The following is an 18,831-nucleotide window of genomic DNA, read 5'->3' on the forward strand; positions in this document are numbered from 1 at the left end:
TTCATTATTATAACAAGATTATTTTTATATACATAATGATTTGCTTAGAAAAAAGCATCTTGCTATCATTCATAGCAAGATGCTCCCTTTATTCCGTTCTTTTCTTCGTCCACGTTTCAATTACTTCACCAGTATCATTAACATCTAGTACTAAACTACCGTTACTATACCGGTCTTTATTTCGAAACGCTTTCGGATCAATTTCTTCTACAATGTGTTTCGCTGTCTTCATGTAAACTAATTCGTCATCTCGAACAATTTCAATACCGACAATGCGGTACGGATTACGTTTTAACTCTTTAAAAATTACAAGGCCTCGCTTCGCCCTCGTTGATTTCTCAATTTCCGATGCCTTTATACGTTTCACAGCACCGCGCTGCGTAACGAGAATAAGTTGATCTTTTTCACCATTTAACGGTTTACCAGAAGCAACGTAGTCATCCTCTTTTAAGTTAATTGCTTTCACACCAGCTGCTCTTACACCAACTGGACTTACTTCTTCTTCATTGAATACAAGTGCATATGCACCATGTGTTGCAAGAACAATATCACTTGTCCCATCTGTCGCAAATATATCAACAACTTCATCATCTTTTTTCAAGTTTACAGCAACGAACGCCCGTGAATAACGCTGCACTTTATATTGGTTTAATTCTGTTTTCTTAATCATACCGTTTCGTGTAACAAATACGATAAATCGTTTTTCTTCTTCAAAATTCGGTACGACTGTTGCCCAAATTAACGATTCATCTCGCTCGAGTGAAACAAGATTCGCAACGTGTTGACCCAAATCTTTCCAACGAATTTCTGGCATTTCATACACAGGAAGATAAATATAATTTCCTTTGTTCGTAAATAAAAGAACGGTTTCTGTCGTGTTTGTATCGAAACGCTCAAGTAAGATGTCACCCTCTTTCATACCGAAGTATTTCCCGTTCGATGCATTATGCGAACGCCAACCTGTTCGTTTCACATAGCCTTCTTTCGTTACAGTAACGATGACATCTTCTTGCGGAATCATAACTTCCACATCAATTTTAATTTCTTCAATTTCCTCTTCAATTATCGCACGGCGATTATCACTATATGTTTTCTTTACTCTCTTCAAATCTGTTTTAATAACTTGAAAAAGTCTTTTTTCACTTTGTAGAATCGTCTGTAACTCTATAATTTTCTTACTAAGTTCCGCTGCTTCTTGCTCTAGTGCTGTAATATCTGTATTCGTTAAACGATATAATTGCAGTGAAACAATTGCTTCTGACTGCGCCTCTGTAAATCCAAATTTCGCACTTAAATTATCTTTCGCATTACGCTTATCTTTAGACCCACGGATCGTTTCAATCACTTCATCTAAAATTGATAATGCTTTCTTTAAACCTTCTACAATATGTTGACGATTTTCTGCTTTTCGTAATTCATATTGTGAACGTCTCGTAACAACTTCTTTCTGATGCCCAATATATGCATCCAAAATCTTAGGTAATGTCATAAGTGTCGGACGACGATTATTTATCGCTACCATATTAAAGTTGTATGGAATTTGTAAATCTGTATTTTTATATAAATAATTTAAAATACCTTCAGCATTCGCTTCTTTTTTTAATTCTACAACGATACGAAGACCTGTACGATCTGTCTCATCACGTACTTCAGCAATTCCATCTAGCTTTTTATCTATACGTAATTCATCCATTTTCTTAACAAGATTCGCTTTATTTACTTCATACGGAATTTCTGTAATAACGATTTGTTGCTTCCCGCCACGAATCGTTTCAACCTCTGCTTTTCCGCGAATAATAATTTTACCTTTACCTGTTTCATACGCTTTTTTAATGCCATCTATCCCTTGTATAATACCACCTGTAGGAAAATCTGGTCCTTTAATAACTGTTAACAAGTCCTCCACAGAACTATTCGGTTGATCGATACGCATCATTGTAGCATCAATTACTTCTCCAAGATGATGCGGTGGAATTTCAGTTGCATAACCAGCGGAAATCCCTGTAGATCCGTTCACTAATAAGTTCGGGAACATTGCCGGTAATACAACAGGTTCTTCACTCGTATCATCAAAGTTTGACACGAATTCTACTGTTTCTTTATCAAGATCACGTAATAACTCAGATGCGATTGGTGATAAACGTGCTTCCGTATAACGCATTGCCGCTGCTGGATCCCCATCAACACTACCGTTATTTCCGTGCATTTCAACTAAAACATTACGTACTTTCCAAGTTTGACTTAAACGGACCATCGCCTCATATACAGAGGAATCACCATGTGGATGATAATTACCGATAACATTACCTACTGTTTTAGCTGATTTACGAAACGCTTTATCATGTACGTTTCCTTCTACATACATAGAATATAAAATACGTCTTTGTACCGGTTTTAAACCGTCACGCGCATCTGGAAGCGCGCGGTCTTGAATAATATATTTACTATAACGTGCAAAGCGGTCACCTAACACGTCTTCAAGCGGGAGGTCATGAAACTTCTCTGCCTGCATGTTATTCCACCTCCGTCTCCATAATCATTTCATTTTCTAAAATATTTCCTTCTTCTTGCATACCAAATTGTACATTACGCTCAATCCATTTACGGCGAGGTTCTACTTTATCCCCCATCAATGTCGTAACTCGGCGCTCAGCTCTTGATGCATCGTCAATTTTTACACGAATTAACGTACGTGTTTCAGGGTTCATCGTTGTTTCCCATAATTGATCGGCATTCATTTCGCCAAGTCCTTTATAGCGCTGCAACATATAGCCTTTACCGACCTTTTTCGTTACACCACCTAATTCTTCATCAGACCATGCATATTCAATTACTTCACTTTTCCCTTTTCCTTTACTTACTTTATATAAAGGTGGAAGTGCGATAAATACTTTACCAGCTTCAATAAGTGGTTTCATGTAACGGTAGAAGAACGTCAGTAGTAACACTTGAATATGTGCTCCATCCGTATCTGCATCGGTCATAATAACAACTTTATCGTAGTTAATATCTTCAACAGCGAACTCATTCCCTACGCCGCCGCCAATTGCGTAAATAATCGTATTGATCTCTTCATTCTTAAAAATATCAGCAAGCTTTGCTTTTTCCGTGTTAATTACTTTACCACGTAATGGTAGCACCGCTTGGAAACGGCGATCTCGCCCTTGCTTTGCTGAACCACCAGCCGAGTCACCCTCTACTAAATACAATTCGTTTTTCTGAGGATTACGTGATTGCGCAGGTGTTAACTTCCCGCTTAAAGTACCTTCTGATTTTTTCTTCTTCTTACCAGTACGTGCTTCTTCTCTCGCTTTACGAGCAGCCTCACGTGCTTGCGCTGCTTTAATCGCCTTTCTCACAAGAAGTGTAGCTACATCTGGGTTTTCTTCTAAAAAGTAAGCTAAATGCTCAGATACAATTGCATCAATTGAAGAACGAGCTTCACTTGTACCTAGTTTCCCTTTCGTTTGCCCTTCAAACTGGAGTACGTCTTCTGGTACACGTACAGAAACAATCGAAGCTAATCCTTCACGAATATCTGTACCCTCTAAATTTTTGTCTTTTTCTTTTAATAAAGAAACTTTACGAGCATACTCATTGAACACACGTGTCATTGCTGTTTTAAATCCAGCTTCGTGTGTACCACCGTCTTTTGTACGTACATTATTTACAAACGAAAGAATGTTTTCTGAGTAACCATCATTAAACTGAAACGCTAACTCTGCTTCAATTCCATTTTGCTCACCCGAGAAATATACAACTGGATGAATCGAATCTTTCTCTTCGTTTAAGTATGAAACGAAAGCCTCAATTCCTGTTTCATAATGAAACACATCTTCTAAATCATTACGTTCATCTTTTATCGAGATTTTCATTCCTTTTAATAAGAATGCAGATTCACGTAATCTCTCACATAATGTTTCATAATTATAATTTGTTGTGCTGAAAATAGTTGTATCTGGTTTGAAGTGCATCGTTGTACCAGACTCTTTCGTTTTCCCGATTTTCTCTAACGTCGTTGCAGGAGTACCACCATTTTCAAAGCGTTGTTCATAAATTCTACCATCACGCTTAATCGTTACTACTAGCCATTCTGACAAGGCGTTTACAACTGATGCCCCAACACCGTGTAAACCACCACTCGTTTTATAGCCTCCTTGGCCAAACTTACCACCAGCATGAAGTACAGTTAAAATAACTTCAGGTGTCGGTTTTCCAAGCTTATGCATTCCCGTAGGCATTCCTCGCCCTTTATCAATTACGCTAATACTATTATCTTTATGTATTACGACAGAAATTTCGTCGCCAAATCCCGCTAATGCTTCATCAACGGAGTTATCTACTATTTCATATACTAAATGATGCAATCCACGGCTATCCGTACTCCCGATATACATACCCGGGCGTTTTCGAACGGCTTCAAGTCCTTCTAACACTTGAATTGCATCTTCATTATATTGGAACTGATGCTTAACCAAACTCCTTGCCCCTTTCCTAATCAAATAAGAACATATGTTTCTATTATAGAATAACGCCTCGACTATAGTTTTGGCAAGTTATCTTATCTCTTTTATATACTATTTTCAATAGAAAAATCCTTGTTTTTTTCACAAGGATTCCTCTAGGCTACTATTTCAGAAAAATAATCGTTTGTCAACGAGAAATGGATATGTATTCCAACATTATACATTCCAGACCTTTATCATGATCCAAATGATCAATATCCAAAACGGGATAACAAGTAACAATCCCCAAAAACAGCCTTTAAAAAATCTCATGATGAACACCTCGTTCATCCGCCCTACTTATGTAAAAAGCGAGGGCTGAATCAATCTTTCTATCTTTAAAGTCTATACTATTTTGTCATTACATGCTCTACTTTAATACAACGATCCATTATTACTGTATAGCCTTTTTCTTGTAAAAGTTTATATGTATCTTCATCTTGTACTCCTAGTTGTGCCCAGAAAACATCTGCATCAATCTCTACAAACTCTTTCGCAACATCCTTTAAAAATTCTGAGCGACGAAATACATTTACGATATCCACATGTTCTTTAATATCCGTCAGTGAAGAAACCGCCTTTTCTCCGAGTACTTCATCTACTGTTGGATTTACTGGAATAATGCGATACCCAGCATCTTGCATTGCTTTTGAAACCATATATGATGTGCGTTCTGGCTTATCTGATAATCCAACAACTGCAATCGTTTTACTTTTCTTCAATACTTCACCAATTTCCGTACGAGTTGGGTTTTCAATTGTCATAATTAATCCCTCCTATACCTTTATTATATCCGATAAAGAAAGTCTCTTTCAACATGAAAGAGACTTTCTTTTATTCCGATTGATGTACGCTAATAAGCAGAAGGAAGAGAACTCTCCACTGATTAAAGTTTATATTTATTGATTCTTTGTAGCTGAATTATCTGCTAATGTAGCTGTTTTCGTCATTTTTTGACCGTTGCGATAGAATGTAACTTCCACTTTCTCGCCTACTTTTTTCTTTTCATATAAGTATTTACGGAACTGAAGTGAATTTTCTACTTTTTGATCATCTAATGCTACTACAAGATCATATTGCTCTAAGCCAGCTTTTTCTGCCGGTGACACAGGATAAATTTTAGCTAACACAACACCATTTGTTACTTCTTTTGGTACTTTTAATTGATTTACTGCATAAGCTTGCACATCTTCTAATGAAACAACACCTACACCAAGAGCTGGTCGTTTCACTACTCCGTCTTTTTCAAGCGATTCAATAACTGGTTTTGCAACATTAACTGGAATTGCAAAACCAATCCCCTCAACTTCTTGCTGTGCAATTTTACTTGAGTTAATTCCAATTAATTCACCGTTTTGGTTAAATAATGCACCGCCACTATTACCAGGGTTAATCGCTGCATCTGTTTGAATAACTTGTGCTTGCCAGTCTGGACGTTTGTCTCCATCAATATCTACTGGAATTTCACGTTCTTTACTACTGATAATACCTTCCGTTACACTGCCGTCAAATCCAAGTGGGTTACCAATTGCAATTGCTTTTTCACCAGCACGAAGTTTACTGGAATCACCTAACGTTGCAACTTTATTAACAGTAGATCCATCAATCTCTACAACTGCTAAGTCTAACCAAGGGTCCTTACCAACTAATTTTGCATCAACTTGCTTTCCGTCGCTCAGTTTAACAGCAAGTTTATTTGCACCGTCTACTACGTGGTTATTTGTTACAATATATGCTTTATTTCCTGATTTTTTATAAATAACACCTGATCCTGTACCAGCTGTTTGCTCTTGTTCTGCCGGTTGCATCGCAAACGGATCAATAGTCTTCTGCATATTAATTACACCAACTACAACATCCTTTGCGCCTTCAATCATGCCTGGCAAATCAGTTTCGCCCTTCACTTTATTAACAACAGGAGCTACAGTACCTTCTACTTGTTGATTAGAATTGAATGACGAAACTGCTGCATTATTTTGCATCCACGGCATGTAAGGTGCTGCAAAACTAATCGAAACCGCCCCGACTACAGCTCCAACTAAACCTGTGAAAAAATATCCTTTTTTACTACCTGATTTTTTCATTTCTCTCGTTTCACTATGCTCTTCATTTAAATTCGGTCCGTCGTAATATCCCATGTTTTATTTCCCCTCTCTGGTGAATTCGTACTTTCAGTATAGTCACAGTTTGTGTCCTTCTTGTGAACTCATCGTGAAATCCAATTAAAAAAATACTCCTATCTATCATTGTAGACAAGAAAAGTATTTTTTGTACATTTCACCTACAAAGGAGAGTGTAAATTTGCTATATCCCAAAGCCGGGATGCATAGTAACTTAAAGGTTATTCTTCAAATTTGTAACCTACTCGAATAACAGTGCCGATATGCTTCGCCTTATCTCCTAGCTTATTTCGCAGTTTTTTAATATGTGTATCAACCGTTCGGTCATCACCGTAGTAATCATATCCCCATAACTGATCTAATAAATGTTGGCGTGACAACACAATTCCTTTGTTCTCCATTAAATAAACGAGAAGCTCAAACTCCTTATGTGTCAATATAATTTCTTCTCCATCTACTAAAACTGTTCTAGATAGTCGATTCACTTCTATTCCAGCTAATGACATAGTATTTTCTTCTGATACTCCTATCGCTCCATCCGCACGTTTCAATAACGTCTTTGCACGAGCTACTAACACTTTCGGACTAAAAGGTTTTGTTACATACTCATCTGCACCTAGTTCAAAGCCTAGTAATGTATCATCCTCATCAGAACGTGCTGTCAGCATAATAATTGGTACCGCTGACTCTTTTCTAATTCGTCTACAAACAGACCAACCATCTATTTCTGGTAACATAATATCTAACATAATTAAATCAATTGTATGTTCAGCAAATAATTCTAGCGCTTTTTTTCCATCTTCCGCTTCGATTACTTCAAAGCCTTCATTACGAAAATAATCACTAACAATTTCACGTAATCTTCTTTCATCTTCAACAAGTAATACTGTTTTATTCATATAACCTATCCCGCCTTTTTACTCATTCAATCGAATAATACGTTGATTGGAGCTTCCGCGAAATGGAAGTGTTAAATCTTTTTTATCAAGTTCAAATCTTCCATCGACCAAAACATCCCCATAATGTAACAATTCTATCATATCATTATTTTGAGCACTCTGTATCTCTTCTAACGTGTAACCTGTATAAATCCATAGATTTTTTTTCAAATCCTTCACTACTTTTGCTACTTTTTTCACTTCAGCAGCTTGAAAAAATGGATCTCCACCTGAAAATGTTACATCGGTTAATGAATTTTTTTCAATCTCTATCACAATTTCTTCTACCGTCATTTCAGTTCCATTGCAAACATTCCATGATTTCGGATTATGGCAACCGATACAACGATGCGGACAGCCCGCAAAAAACACGACTGTCCGCAACCCTTCTCCATCTACTACACTATCATGAATGATATTCATAACTTTCATTTATGCTTCACCCGATCCATCTCTTCACTACGTTTCGCGCTATTCCACTTTGACATATCTCCTACAAGATATCCTGTTATGCGGCGAATTCTTTCTATTTCATTCTCATCTTCATTTCCGCAGCTCGGACATTCATTCCCGATAATGCCATGATAACTACAACACTTACAACGATCGACAGGATGGTTAATTGAGCCGTATCCTACTCCGTACTGCGCCATCGCTTGTACAATTTGCTTTAACGCCTTTTGATTATGCACAGCTGCACCATCTAGTTCAATGTACGTAATATGTCCGCCATTACAAAGAGCGTGAAACGGTCCTTCTAATCGAATTTTATCTATAGCTTGAATATTGTAATACACCGGTACATGGAACGAATTTGTATAATAATTATGATTTGTCACACCGCTAATTACACCAAATTCTTCTCTATCTTTCTTCACAAGCTTTCCTGATAACCCTTCTGCTGGCGTTGCAATTACAGAGAAATTGAGTTGATGTTCTTCCGTCACCTTATCCATTCTCTTCCTCATAAAGGAAATAATTTCATATCCAAGCTTCCATGATTCTTCATTTTCTCCATGGTGCTTTCCAGTTAACGCTACTAAACATTCTGCAAGACCGATAAAACCAAGACTTAACGTCCCTTGTTTTAAAATCGGTGCCACAGCATCTTCAGGTTGCAACGTTTCTCCACCACGCCATACACCTTGTGAATATAAGAACTGAAAATCTCTCGCTCTCTTTGTACATTGATAAGCAAATCTCTCTAACAATTGCTTAACACCTAAATCTAAGTAATAACTTAGCGCTTCAAAAAACGCTTCTTTCGAACCACTAATTAGCGCTAATTTCACTAAATTAATAGAAGTAAACGATAAATTCCCTCTCCCAATTGCTGTTTCTTCCCCATGTATATTAGACATAACACGAGTACGACACCCCATATAACATACTTCACTTTCAGGTCGACCATCATAATGCACAGCATTAAACGGAGCATCTAAAAACGAAAAGTTAGGGAATAATCGCTCAACTGTCGTTTCTAACGCTAATTCAAATAAATCATAGTTCGGATCACACTCTTCAAAGTTCACGCCTTTTTTCATTTTGAAAATTTGAATAGGAAAAATCGGTGTTTCCCCTTTACCAAGTCCAGCTTGCGTCGCTTTTAAAAGTTGCTTAATTAAAAGCCGTCCCTCTTTCGATGTGTCTGTTCCGTAGTTAATAGAAATAAACGGTACTTGTCCCCCGCCCCTACTATGCATACTATTTGAATTATGAACGAAAGCCTCACACGCCTGATACGTATCATTTTCTGTTTCTTTCCATGCAAATTCCTCTATTTGTTCTTTCGTAAGCGGATATGACTGTAGTCGTTTTTTATGTCTCTCTACTGTTTTTCTCACATATGGAGCTAAATCAATATCAAAGAGTGCAAACGATTGACCACCGTGCTGCATATTTTGATTCGCCTGAAAAATAATTGAAGAAAGCGCCAATGCACTTTTAATGTCTTGCGGTTGTCTCATATGTCCATGTCCAGTATGAAAACCGTTAGCAAGCATTTGCGCTAACGGAATTTGCGAACAAGTCGTTGTTCCTGTTGCATAAAAATCTAAATCATGTGGATATAATATATTTTGATCTATCGCTTTTTTCACTTGATCTGATAATAATTTTTCTACTGCATAATACTTTGCGCTCTCAGATGCGAACGTTCCCATTACTCCCATTGGAGATCGGCCATCTACATTTGCATTTTCCTGCATTAAATCTTGTTCATTACCGTGAATAATTGTCTCAAATACTTTCATTAATTCTTCTCCACGTACATTTTGTTTCAACATTCATAACCCTCCACCAACATGTTGTTGTCTTTTGATTAAAATCATACAACATATAGTTCTTCTGTTCCTGTGAAAAATGTAACATTCCTGTGAAAGTTTTTTTAAAAATTAATGACTTTTTCATTTGTAAAAAAGAAATGTGCTCTTTACAAATGTATGGTACAATGAACGGGAAAAACTCTTTTTACCCTTTATCAACACATTTGTATAAAGGAGACTGAACTCATGATTATTACATATCTTTTATTTATCGTTGCCTACTTGCTCGGTTCGATTCCATTTGCATTAGTCGTTGGAAAAATCGGTTATGGAATCGACATTCGTGAGCATGGAAGCGGTAATCTAGGCGGAACTAATACATTCCGTACATTAGGGAAAAAAGCAGGTTTTATCGTAACAATTGCTGACATTTTAAAAGGTACATTAGCAACAAGTCTACCGATTATTTTCGGGTCAGATATTCACCCACTATGGTTTGGATTAGCCGCTGTTCTTGGACATGTCTATCCGATCTTCGCAAAATTCCGCGGGGGGAAAGCAGTTGCAACTTCTGCTGGGGTATTATTATGCTATTCACCAGTTGTTTTTGCAATATTAGCTGTTGTCTTTTTCAGCCTTTTATTTACAACAAGATACGTATCACTTTCTTCTATGGTAACAGCTGTCATTGCTGTTATTGCATCCATTGTTAGCGGGGATAAAATCTTCATTATTGCGATGTGTTTATTAGCAGGTATGGTTATTTATAAACACCGTGCAAATATCGGACGAATTATAAATAAAACTGAACCAAAAGCAAACTTTTCAAAAAAGCAAAAATAAGATCGTAACCCACATAACGCAAAAAGAAAACGTGAAGCATATTAATAGCGTCTTTTTGCGTTATTTTTTATACTAAAGAAAAAGCAACATAATTTGGAGGAACTATACATGAATCTTTCCGTAACAAAAGAAGCAGCACAATGGTATAAAAACGAATTACACTTACAATCAGGTGAAACAATACGCTTTTTCGTACAATACGGTGGTTGCAGTACTGTGCAAAAAGGACTTTCTTTAGGTATTCGTAAAGATGATCCTGCGCATCCTGCTGTTCAAATGCAAGAAGAAGGTATTAACTTCTTTATTGAAGGCGATGATGAGTGGTTCTTCGATGGACATAATTTATTAGTGACACTTAACGACGGTGATGATTTCCCTCAATTTAATTATGAAAAATAAAAAAACGTGGCTTCTGCCACGCTTTTTTTTATTTTTTTTTAATTTCCTCATATTTCGCATACCACTCAGGATATAATTTTTTAAATGATACAGGGCGGAACCCTTCTTTTTTCGCACAAATATTCGTTGTACTTGCAGTAATACAAAGCTCGCCATCACCGTTATAAATTTCATAACCATATACAACACGCAGCGGGCTCAAAGTATCAATCCACGTTTTCACAATTGCTTTTTCACCGTAACGCATCGCTTTACGATATGAAATTTGCAAGTCTAATACAGGAGAGATAATTCCCTCTTTCTCCATTTCAACATACGAAAATCCTAATTCTTGTATAAGTTTCGTGCGCCCAAGTTCCAGCCACACTAAATAGTTTGAATGGTAAACAACACCCATCTGGTCTGTTTCCGCATAGCGGATTTCAACTTCATGTTCTGCTACAAACATTTCTATTCGCCTTCTTTCACTTCTGCTACCTTGCATACATTTAATCATAATACAGTGGAATCAAAAATAAAATAAAAACAGTGAATCTTTTACCGAAAGGGGCAAACACATGATTCAAATTGTAACTGTTCGTAGCGGTGATAGTGTTTATAGTTTAGCATCAAAATATGGATCTACACCTGAAGAAATTGTAAAAGACAATGGACTAAACCCAGCCGAAACACTCGTTGTTGGTCAGGCACTTATCGTTAATACAAAAGGAAATAACTATTATGTACAGCCTGGTGACAGCCTTTATCGAATTTCTCAAACATATAGCGTTCCTCTCGCCAGTTTATCTAAAGTTAATAACCTTTCATTAAAATCTATTCTTCATGTCGGACAACAATTATATATACCGAAAGGAACAAAACGAGCAGTAGAATCCATCGCTTATTTACAACCTTCAACAATACCGATAAAAGAAAGTTTAGTAAATGCTACACGTGCTATTAATCCATTTTTAACATATTTAGCCTACTTCAGCTTCGAAGCAAAACGAGACGGCACTTTAAAAGAACCAACCGAAACAGCTAAAATCGCTAATATTGCAACGCAAGGTAAAACCATCCCTATGCTCGTTATTACAAATATTGAAAATGGAAATTTCAGTACCGAACTGGCATCTGTTTTTTTACGCGACGCAACGATTCAAAACAAATTTATTACGAACATTTTGCAAACAGCTGAAAAATACGGCATGCGAGATATTCATTTTGATTTCGAGAATGTAGCACCTGAAGATCGCGAAGCATATAATCGTTTTTTACGAAATGTAAAAACGCGCTTACCTAGCGGGTACACATTAAGTACAACGCTTGTACCGAAAACAAGTTCCAATCAAAAAGGGAAATTTTTTGAAGCTCATGATTATAAAGCACAAGGACAAATTGTTGATTTCGTCGTCATTATGACATACGACTGGGGTTGGCAAGGCGGACCACCGATGGCGATTTCTCCTATTGGTCCTGTGAAAGAGGTACTTCAATATGCAAAATCTCAAATGCCACCACAAAAAATTATGATGGGTCAAAATTTATACGGTTTCGATTGGAAACTGCCGTTCAAACAAGGAAATCCACCTGCAAAAGCAATTAGCTCTGTTGCAGCTGTTGCACTAGCTCGTAAATACAATGTTCCTATCCGCTATGATTTCACGGCTCAAGCTCCTCATTTCAATTACTTTGACGAAAACGGCGTACAACATGAAGTTTGGTTTGAAGATTCACGGTCCGTTCAAAGTAAATTTAATTTAATGAAAGAACAAGGAATAGGCGGCATCAGCTATTGGAAGATTGGCCTACCATTCCCACAAAATTGGCGTTTACTCGTCGAAAACTTTACAATCACGAAAAAAGGCTGACGAAAGTCAGCCCTTTTTTCATATTCCTGTTAAAAATATATCTTTAATTCCCTCACAAAAAAGAAGAATGATAACATTCTCCTTTTTTAACCGTTATCAACAATCGGTTGCTTACCAGTTTGGTCTTGCATTTGCTTTCCTTTATTCCCACCAGCTTTTTTCGATTGTGTTCCAATTTGATTTGGTGCAAAGTCTTTTGAATTCTTTTTCGGATTACCCATTACTATCGCCTCCTTAACACTAGTATCGTACTAGTGTTAAGAATTATTCAGCCTGCTTAAAAAGTTTCATTGCATAACGTTTTTCAATACGTTCTTCAATTCGATCGATTGCATCACGATCGCTTAATAATTGTTGTTTATTTTCATTTACAAGTTCTTCAAACGATCTACGGCGACTTCTTCTCATGCTGCTCACCCTTTCTTCTACGTTTTCTTATTACATAGTATGAGCAAATGAAAAACTCTTTAATCAGATTTGTAAGAAAATTTTATGTTTTAACAAAAAAACCATACGCAAATATTACGCATGGGATTTTTTCACATCATTATATTTAAATATTTTTTAATTTCTTCATCAGCATCTTCTTCATTCACTCTATATTCATGCAGTGCTCGCAATACAGAATCGTATTCTTCTAAAATGTAGCTCTCTAGCTTGAAAATGTCCTCTACACTGTCAATCATAATTCTCGTGTTGCCAATCTCACTTTTCAATGCTGCCTCACACGTTAAGCTCGTACAAATACCAATTACATCGTCTTCCATTTTTTCTGTTAACACATATTTCTTTCGCCCGTTTACCTTCATCCTAATAATTGGGTAAAAAGCTTTTATATCTAAATAGCTCCCGACATTCATACAGCGAATCCATTCGATATCACGTTTATTTCGCATAAGAATTTCTTTTACTGCTTCGTATGCTACCGTTTCATCAAGCACTTCTTTCTGCACTTTTCTTTTTCCTTCTTCCTCAATAGATGCACATCTTTGATAAACTGCCGCACACGTAATACAATCATCAAATGCATTATGAGAACTTAAGCGAATTCCAAGCATTCGCTTTAACGTTTCAAGTTTATGATTAGGCGCGTGCTTCATATATTTCTTTGCTAAAAACACAGTGTCAATCACTTTATTTTTAGGCTCCGGTAGCCCAAGCATATTTACATTACTTTTCAAAAAACGCATATCAAAAGATGCATTATGAGCGACAATTACATTTGTATGTAAAAATGCTAAAAATAAAGGTAATACTTCTTCAATCGTCGGTGCATCTGAAACACGATAATTTGTAATACCTGTTAAACTCGTTATTCGGTCCGGAATTGAACGCTCCGGATTCACATAGGAAACAAACTGATCTACTAGTTCATGATTACGATATTTCACTGCTGCGACTTGAATAATTTTATCATTATAAGGGTTAAATCCTGTTGTTTCAAAATCAATTACAACATAATCTAACGGTAAGGATACATTCCCCACTCCAAACACCCCTTTATCTCTAAACGTTTATATTTCTTTTATCATAACATGCTGCTATCACTACGTGAAAAAGAAAAGGCAGAAATGATAACTTTCCACCTCTACCTTTTCAACATTATTTTAATTTAGCAATCCTTTTTTCCATCTCTTTTTGTGTCATTGGTCCAATAAACTTATCTTGAATGACCCCTTTTGTGTCTATAAAATAAGAGGTTGGAATCGTAATTACTTTATACGCTGTTGTCACATCAATGTTCTTGTCCAATAAAATAGGAAAAGTAATTCCTTTTTCCTTCGCAAAGTTGCTTACCTTTTCTTCTCCCCCACCTTTTTCTGAAGGAGTATAATTTATAGCTAAAATTTCTACATTTTCCTTATGCTCTTTATAAAAGGCCTCCATATCGGGCATTTCTTGCTGACAAGGTCCACACCACGTTGCCCAAAAGTTTAAAATCACTTTCTTTCCTTTTAAATCTGATAACTTTACATTCGTTCCATCTAACTTCGTTAATTCAAAATCAGGTGCATTCTTTCCTATTTCAATACCATTCCTTGCAATCATCTCTTTCATAGCAGCTTCACTTTTTTCTTGCTTCCCTTGTACTACTTGATCTTTTTTACCAAACTGATCATAAGCTGCATATCCCGCTAAACAAAGTAACACTACAATAACAGTAAGCTTCCGCCACATTTTATATCACCCTAACGTGTTTATCTTCTTATAACATAATCATCAAAATACTATATACCTTATTTTAGCTTATACGGACAAGCTTGGAAATATTCACATTCAAAATAGTCGGAATATTTTTAACTAAGATGAAATATTTTCCTTTTTATCATATAATTAGAAATACATATAAAAAATTCGAGGTGATATGTATTTTACAATTACTTATCAACCCTTTTTCTTTTGTTTTCTTCACTTTACCATTACTATGTATTTGTTTTAGCGGCTTGCTATACAAATTCAAATGGGCTGCTATTATTATTTCTTTTACTGTTCCACTTATATTTTTCATTATCGTCTCTAAATTTGATATACACCTAGCTTCACAAAACTTAGACGCTTGGATTATTTATAGTGCTGTTTATTCTATACTTTCCTACATAACAGCAGCGCTAATACGAAGAAAACTGCACATGTAGAACTTTCAAAAAGGGGGATTTTTATGAATTTATTTGAAAAAATACTATTATATATTCTTAGTTTTATATTTTCCCCAATCGGGATTATCACTTGGATCATCTCGCTCTTCAGTAAAGATCCTGAAAAAAAGCAAGTTGGACGTATTTGTCTCTATATCGCTTTAATCTCATTTATCCTTTTAGCAAGTCTCGGTATTGTTAGTTTCTTCACGATGACTACCACCACTACTATACAATAGTTACAGAAAGGATGATTATTTTGGGAGAACACCCTATTAGTAAAGAACTTCGCTATATACGAATTTGTTTAGTTATTTTAGTAATCGTTCTCTTATTTTCAACGGTGAAAGAGTCGTTGAAATTTCTACAAATCATGATTCCATAGAAAATGTTTCCACCAGTAATATGACACAGATTGCTGAAAATACATTTGCTATTCAAGAATATAATCCATCACTAAGTAGCGAACATACGGTCAAAATTTTCAAATATAATCCGGATACAAATGAACTTACTCTAGTCAAAGAGTTTAGTACTAGCGATACTGAATCATATACGTACCAACTTAATAAGAGTGAATAAAGATAAGAGCGCTATATAGCTCTTATCTTTTTATTAGCATCTCTTTAAACAATGACTTACAATTTAATAATTCTCTAGGATCCCCACATTCCACAATAATTCCATTCCTCATGACAACAACCCGATCTGCTATCATCGCCCTCTCGAGATCATGTGTCGTCACAATTCTCGTTACATTCCCTCCTAGCCCTTTCAGCATATTCCAAACCACTTCTTGATTACTCGGATCTAATCCCGCAGTCGGTTCATCTAAAATAATGAGATTCGGATTTGATACAATCGCTCGCAATAACGCAAGACGCTTTCTCTCTCCTCCCGAAAACTCTTCACCGCTTTTATGTAGTACAGTCTGAATACCTTCAGATAAACTCCTAATAATCGACTTCGCATTTACAAGTTCCATATTTTTTTCTAACTGTTTTTCTAAGCCCCCTTCTTGAAAATACATATTCTCTTTTACTGTCGTTCGAAAAAAACGAGGCTCCTGCCATATAGTAGTCATACGAGCTTTATTACCGTAATAAGCAATACTACCATTAGATGGTTTATATAAACCCGTAATTAATTTTAAAAGCGTCGTTTTTCCTGCACCACTTTCCCCCAAAATGATAACGAGTTCGCCAGGATTAATTTGCAAATGAATATTTTTAATTCTACATCTCTCTTCACCGTTCTCTTGAAATGAAACGTTTGTTAATTTCATTCCCTTCGCTCTTTCTACATTTCTGTATTCAGCCGGTATATCTAATAAGCCAAAAACTCGACTGGCCGAAGCGATAGCAACTTGTGTCATCATCAATAAATCACTCGCATAACGAACGGGGAAAAATAACATCTCAATTGTAGCTAATACCGCCACAAGCGAACCGACTTCCGTATCCCCTTTTATTATTTTTTTTGCTCCTATAATAAGAACAACTATATATGCTCCTGTTTCTATTACCGTTCCAACTATCCCAATACAATGTTGCAACATCGTCTTCTTTACTTCTGTTTTATAAGATTTTACTGTCACTCCTTTAAATAAGCCAATTGCCCAGCTCTCTTTTTGTAAACTACGCAAATCTTGTATACCTTTTACAAATTGTGACACCATCTCTACAACAATTGATTGATTCTTTTGAGAAATACTCGCAATATTTCTTACCTTTCCCCCCATAAACATTGGAACCATTGCACTTAAAAATAAAAACGGGGTTATCCACCATATGAACTGTACATCGATATGTTGTAGAGCTATGAACGCACCAATAAATTGTGCAATAGCGTGGATGTATTCTATTAATAAAGATCCATATAACCTTACCCAATTTGGAATATCAGAAACGACTAATGTTTCTAACTCCCCTTGTTTTACCTTCTCACTTTCTTCAAACGGTAATAAGAAAAAATGACGTAATACATCTATACGCTTCTCTCGTAATATTCGCTGACTTACTTTTGAGCTTACATAATCAAATAACAGATTGTTCACCCACATCAAAAAGCGGCTCCCTGCAAACAAAGCAATATATACATACGCACCTTTTAACTCCCGCTGAATAAGGTTATCTACAATTAGCCCCATAAATAGCGGACGGGATAAATTTAAAATGGCAGCTACTATCCCGCTACAAATCGCACTAATTAACAATAACTTTTCTTGTAGTAGCGGCAACATTATTCTTCTATACTCATTCATTGTCATTCCTCCAATTTGCATAATAAAAGGAAAGGGATGAAACCAATTTGGTTTCATCCCTTTCCTCTTTGTTTACTCATATTATTTTAAAAACCTAATTTCCAAAACATAAAATAAAAATCACTACTTTATCTAGGGATATTCTTCTGCCAACGACCTATTAAATGCCGATATGTATTACTATATAAGTTTTATTAAAATAGCAAGTGTATTTATTGACATATGAACAACAATAGGCACGATCAATCTATTAGTTTTTACATATAAAAAAGCATACACCAATCCTGCTAAAGTATAAGGAATAACACTTGCCAACTCCATATGAAGTAATGCAAATACAAGAGACGTAATTAAACACGCAATGTAGACATTTGTTCGTTTGCGTAACGTATCAAGAATAATTTTTTTTGTTAAAACCTCTTCCATTACAGGCCCAAAAATTGCAATATTCACTATTATAAATGGAAAAGATATAAATTTGGATTTTATCATTTCTGAGTGTTCTGAGTTAGGATCCATATTAAATACAACAATAGCTATTAATCCATAAATAGCTTGAACTAAAAAATAAATAAGAACACCATAGATACACCATAATACAGTTTTTTTGGGCGGATAAGCATCAGAAGAACCTCTTTCAATATCTGGTTTCATTAATATTAAAATTACTATGAAAGCTAAAAAATAACCTAAGATTCTACCATAGGCATTGGCCGCTTCCGTTGTTAAATTAAATAAAGTTATAAAAATCGGTTCGAATAAATAAATGGACAAGTAAAACAGTATGTAAGTAATTATAACTCCCCAATATCTTTTTGGCATATTCCACCTCTTTTGCAGCAACTATTAGTTGGCTTTTTTATTCATTTCGAAAAATATCTTATCGCATGAATATTCCTTTCATTTAATTTTACCCTTAACAGGGGATATGCAACTTTAATTCTCCCTTAATTTTACAAAACGCTTTAATCCATCCCACATTAACTGACAATAAGGTTTCCACTTAGAGACCT

General features: G+C 35.8%; 18 protein-coding genes and 1 pseudogene. 5 read left to right on the top strand and 14 right to left on the bottom strand.

Annotated elements, in window-relative coordinates:
* Window positions 1-88 precede the first annotated feature (88 nt).
* The 7 genes from parC to MHI07_RS16225 form a co-directional block, all read right to left on the bottom strand.
* Window positions 89-2,512 carry a DNA topoisomerase IV subunit A gene (parC, locus tag MHI07_RS16195; protein ID WP_340825093.1) on the bottom strand — a complete coding sequence of 808 codons (2,424 nt, stop codon included), beginning with the start codon at window positions 2,510-2,512 and terminating at the stop codon, window positions 89-91.
* A 1-nt stretch (window position 2,513) separates the two neighbouring features.
* A complete protein-coding gene (parE, locus tag MHI07_RS16200) occupies window positions 2,514-4,478 on the bottom strand; it encodes a DNA topoisomerase IV subunit B (protein ID WP_340825096.1) in 1,965 nt (654 codons plus the stop codon).
* A gap of 377 nt (window positions 4,479-4,855) precedes the next feature.
* The gene (locus tag MHI07_RS16205; RefSeq protein ID WP_002137699.1) at window positions 4,856-5,269 is read right to left on the bottom strand and encodes a CoA-binding protein; all 414 of its coding nucleotides are present in this window, start codon (window positions 5,267-5,269) and stop codon (window positions 4,856-4,858) included.
* A 135-nt stretch (window positions 5,270-5,404) separates the two neighbouring features.
* The gene (locus tag MHI07_RS16210) at window positions 5,405-6,643 is read right to left on the bottom strand and encodes a S1C family serine protease (RefSeq protein ID WP_016105821.1); all 1,239 of its coding nucleotides are present in this window, start codon (window positions 6,641-6,643) and stop codon (window positions 5,405-5,407) included.
* 203 nt (window positions 6,644-6,846) lie between these two features.
* Window positions 6,847-7,524 carry a response regulator transcription factor gene (locus MHI07_RS16215; protein WP_002111124.1) on the bottom strand — a complete coding sequence of 226 codons (678 nt, stop codon included), beginning with the start codon at window positions 7,522-7,524 and terminating at the stop codon, window positions 6,847-6,849.
* A gap of 18 nt (window positions 7,525-7,542) precedes the next feature.
* Window positions 7,543-7,995 carry an anaerobic ribonucleoside-triphosphate reductase activating protein gene (nrdG, locus tag MHI07_RS16220; RefSeq protein ID WP_340825100.1) on the bottom strand — a complete coding sequence of 151 codons (453 nt, stop codon included), beginning with the start codon at window positions 7,993-7,995 and terminating at the stop codon, window positions 7,543-7,545.
* Entirely contained in the window at window positions 7,992-9,848 is a 1,857-nt protein-coding gene (locus MHI07_RS16225; RefSeq protein WP_340825102.1) for an anaerobic ribonucleoside triphosphate reductase, read from the bottom strand. The genes nrdG and MHI07_RS16225 overlap by 4 nt, the downstream gene beginning before the upstream one ends.
* Before the next feature lie 225 nt (window positions 9,849-10,073).
* On the opposite strand from MHI07_RS16225, the gene plsY reads away from it, so the two are divergent.
* Together plsY and MHI07_RS16235 are read left to right on the top strand one after the other, a co-directional pair.
* A complete protein-coding gene (plsY, locus tag MHI07_RS16230) occupies window positions 10,074-10,670 on the top strand; it encodes a glycerol-3-phosphate 1-O-acyltransferase PlsY (protein WP_002160929.1) in 597 nt (198 codons plus the stop codon).
* 108 nt (window positions 10,671-10,778) lie between these two features.
* Window positions 10,779-11,069 carry a HesB/YadR/YfhF family protein gene (locus MHI07_RS16235; RefSeq protein WP_002146331.1) on the top strand — a complete coding sequence of 97 codons (291 nt, stop codon included), beginning with the start codon at window positions 10,779-10,781 and terminating at the stop codon, window positions 11,067-11,069.
* A gap of 28 nt (window positions 11,070-11,097) precedes the next feature.
* On the opposite strand, the gene MHI07_RS16240 is transcribed toward MHI07_RS16235, so the two are convergent.
* Window positions 11,098-11,517, bottom strand: a complete 420-nt coding sequence (locus MHI07_RS16240) for an acyl-CoA thioesterase (protein WP_002160928.1) — start codon at window positions 11,515-11,517, stop codon at window positions 11,098-11,100.
* 109 nt (window positions 11,518-11,626) lie between these two features.
* Between MHI07_RS16240 and MHI07_RS16245 the strand changes: the two genes are divergently transcribed.
* Entirely contained in the window at window positions 11,627-12,919 is a 1,293-nt protein-coding gene (locus MHI07_RS16245; RefSeq protein ID WP_340825107.1) for a glycosyl hydrolase family 18 protein, read from the top strand.
* Between the two features lie 86 nt (window positions 12,920-13,005).
* Here MHI07_RS16245 and sspN read toward each other — a convergent pair whose 3' ends face one another.
* From sspN to MHI07_RS16265, 4 genes are all read right to left on the bottom strand, one after another.
* On the bottom strand, window positions 13,006-13,140 hold the full coding sequence (gene sspN, locus MHI07_RS16250) for an acid-soluble spore protein SspN (protein WP_000527988.1): 135 nt from the start codon (window positions 13,138-13,140) through the stop codon (window positions 13,006-13,008).
* A 43-nt stretch (window positions 13,141-13,183) separates the two neighbouring features.
* A complete protein-coding gene (locus tag MHI07_RS16255) occupies window positions 13,184-13,327 on the bottom strand; it encodes an FbpB family small basic protein (protein ID WP_002160927.1) in 144 nt (47 codons plus the stop codon).
* 131 nt (window positions 13,328-13,458) lie between these two features.
* Window positions 13,459-14,406 carry a 3'-5' exonuclease gene (locus tag MHI07_RS16260; RefSeq protein ID WP_078174166.1) on the bottom strand — a complete coding sequence of 316 codons (948 nt, stop codon included), beginning with the start codon at window positions 14,404-14,406 and terminating at the stop codon, window positions 13,459-13,461.
* Window positions 14,407-14,521: 115 nt separating this feature from the next.
* A complete protein-coding gene (locus MHI07_RS16265) occupies window positions 14,522-15,097 on the bottom strand; it encodes a TlpA family protein disulfide reductase (RefSeq protein ID WP_088079088.1) in 576 nt (191 codons plus the stop codon).
* Window positions 15,098-15,578: 481 nt separating this feature from the next.
* Here MHI07_RS16265 and MHI07_RS16270 point away from each other — a divergent pair, with 481 nt between their 5' ends.
* Both MHI07_RS16270 and MHI07_RS16275 read left to right on the top strand, forming a co-directional pair.
* Window positions 15,579-15,794 carry a hypothetical protein gene (locus MHI07_RS16270; protein ID WP_088079090.1) on the top strand — a complete coding sequence of 72 codons (216 nt, stop codon included), beginning with the start codon at window positions 15,579-15,581 and terminating at the stop codon, window positions 15,792-15,794.
* 20 nt (window positions 15,795-15,814) lie between these two features.
* Window positions 15,815-16,137, top strand: a pseudogene (locus tag MHI07_RS16275) (YmzC family protein).
* 22 nt (window positions 16,138-16,159) lie between these two features.
* Here MHI07_RS16275 and MHI07_RS16280 read toward each other — a convergent pair.
* Window positions 16,160-17,818 (bottom strand): ABC transporter ATP-binding protein, encoded by a 1,659-nt coding sequence (locus MHI07_RS16280; RefSeq protein WP_445661759.1) that lies wholly within the window; start codon window positions 17,816-17,818, stop codon window positions 16,160-16,162.
* Window positions 17,819-17,998: 180 nt separating this feature from the next.
* Window positions 17,999-18,640 (bottom strand): CPBP family intramembrane glutamic endopeptidase, encoded by a 642-nt coding sequence (locus tag MHI07_RS16285; RefSeq protein WP_002160921.1) that lies wholly within the window; start codon window positions 18,638-18,640, stop codon window positions 17,999-18,001.
* Window positions 18,641-18,831 lie beyond the last annotated feature (191 nt).

Source organism: Bacillus sp. FSL H8-0545, from assembly GCF_038006105.1.
Classification (GTDB): domain Bacteria; phylum Bacillota; class Bacilli; order Bacillales; family Bacillaceae_G; genus Bacillus_A; species Bacillus_A cereus_U.